Here is a 2,128-nt window from a genome sequence, read left to right as displayed (position 1 = left end):
GTGATTACTTGTCCTGTAGATTTCAATATCGGAACCAACACGGCTTGTACTTATGTTGGTGCAATCGGAACTGCAACTGCAACTGACAATTGTGATACTTCGGTTACCATTACCAATAACGCCCCTGCCGCTTTCCCGATTGGGGAAACTATCGTGACATGGACCGCAACGGATGATGCCGGAAAAATCGCTACTTGTACTCAAAAAGTAACAATCAATGATGATGATGCCCCAGTGATTACTACAGCTGGCACTAACTCAACAATCAATTGTCCTGAAAATCCTGTATTCACAGCTCCAACAGCAATTGATACTTGCGGACAAATAACTGTCAATGTTGTATCAGATATAACAACACCTGGTAGTTGTGTAAACATATACAGTAGAACAATCACTTGGGATGCTACTGATACAAGTGGTAATCATAGCACAACAGTAAGTCAAACCATTACCGTTCAGGATAAAACTGCTCCGGTTATCGCTGCATTGCCGTCTGTTACGACAATCTCTTGTCCTGCAATACCTGTATTTGCTATTGCTACTGCTACGGATAATTGTTCTTCGGCTGTAACTTTGTCTTTTGCGGATGTAACTACAAACGGTGGGTGTGCAGGTTCGTATTCTATAAGCAGAACTTGGACCGCTACTGATGCTTGTGGAAATTCTTCTACGGCTTCACAAACTATAAATCTAACGGATACAACCACCCCTACTTTTACACCACCAGCAAACATTACATTAAATAGTGGTGAGAATTGCATTGCAAATACTAACCCAACTATAACTGGTAATGTAACTAACATAAATGATACATGCGATTCAAATCCAAAAGCAACTTATATAGATACAGAATGTTTTGGAATCACAGAAAATAATGGATCAATAAATGCAGGAAACGGTAATTATTTTCCTTTTACTGTTTCAGGATTTGATGATTTATCAGCAAGTAATATTCAAAAAATCGCTTTATCCTTTGAAACAAATCAAGGAAAAGGAAGAGCTGAATTCACTTTAGTTTCTCCTAGCGGACAAGGAGTAATATTAATTGGTCCATATTGTTCTGGCGGGAATTGTGATGATGCAAACTCAAATACTAAAGAATTGTATTTACCTACATTTTATCCAAATAGCTCTGGTTATACCCAATGGAATAATGCTAATTTTATTCAAGACGGAATAAATCAAAATATGATTCCAAACGGAGGAACAACTTCTCCAAATACAATTACTGGGTTGACATCTTATGTTTCAAACTTTGAAAATCTTACTGGACCAATGAATGGTACTTGGTTTATTTATTCAAGAAAACAAGCCAGTGTTAATGGCAGTATAAATTTCAATAGTGTTTGTCTGACTCCGGCTAGTTCTTGTACAAGCAATAAAGTTATTACAAGAACATGGACTGTTACAGATGCTTGTGGTAATTTTTCTAAAGCAACTCAAACAATAAAAATTCAAGACAGAACTGCTCCGGTATTGAGCGAAGCTCCTGCTAATGTAACCGCAGAATGTTCTGCAGTTCCTGCTGCAGCTACTTTAACGGCTACCGATAATTGTGATGCCACTCCTGTAGTGACTTTCAATGAAGTGAAAACGAACGGAAACTGTGCCAGCAACTATACCCTTACCAGAACTTGGACTGCTACGGATGTTTGTGGAAACACCGCTTCTAAATCACAAGTCATTACCGTTCAGGATAAAACTGCTCCGGTATTGAGCGAAGCTCCTGCCAATGTAACCGCAGAATGTTCTGCAGTGCCTGCTGCTGCTGCTCTAACGGCTACCGATAATTGTGATGCCACTCCTGTAGTGACTTTCAATGAAGTGAAAACGAACGGAAACTGTGCCAGCAACTATACCCTTACCAGAACTTGGACTGCGACGGATGTTTGTGGAAACACTGCTTCTAAATCACAAGTCATTACCGTTCAGGATAAAACTGCTCCGGTATTGAGCGAAGCTCCTGCCAATGTAACCGCAGAATGTTCTGCAGTTCCTGCTGCAGCTACTTTAACGGCTACCGATAATTGTGATGCCACTCCTGTAGTGACTTTCAATGAAGTGAAAACGAACGGAAACTGTGCCAGCAACTATACCCTTACCAGAACTTGGACTGCGACAGATGTTT

Annotated in this window: 1 protein-coding gene; it reads left to right on the top strand. The window is 40.0% G+C overall.

The window, feature by feature from the left end; translation table 11 throughout:
- Window positions 1-2,128: HYR-like domain-containing protein (locus ACM55K_RS17430; protein WP_416851604.1), on the top strand; the 2,128-nt coding region annotated here is incomplete at both ends.

This window comes from Flavobacterium arabinosi, from assembly GCF_048158725.1.
GTDB lineage: Bacteria > Bacteroidota > Bacteroidia > Flavobacteriales > Flavobacteriaceae > Flavobacterium > Flavobacterium arabinosi.
The sequence above is the reverse complement of the archived record's forward strand: the minus strand, read 5'-3'. Positions and strand labels throughout refer to the sequence as shown.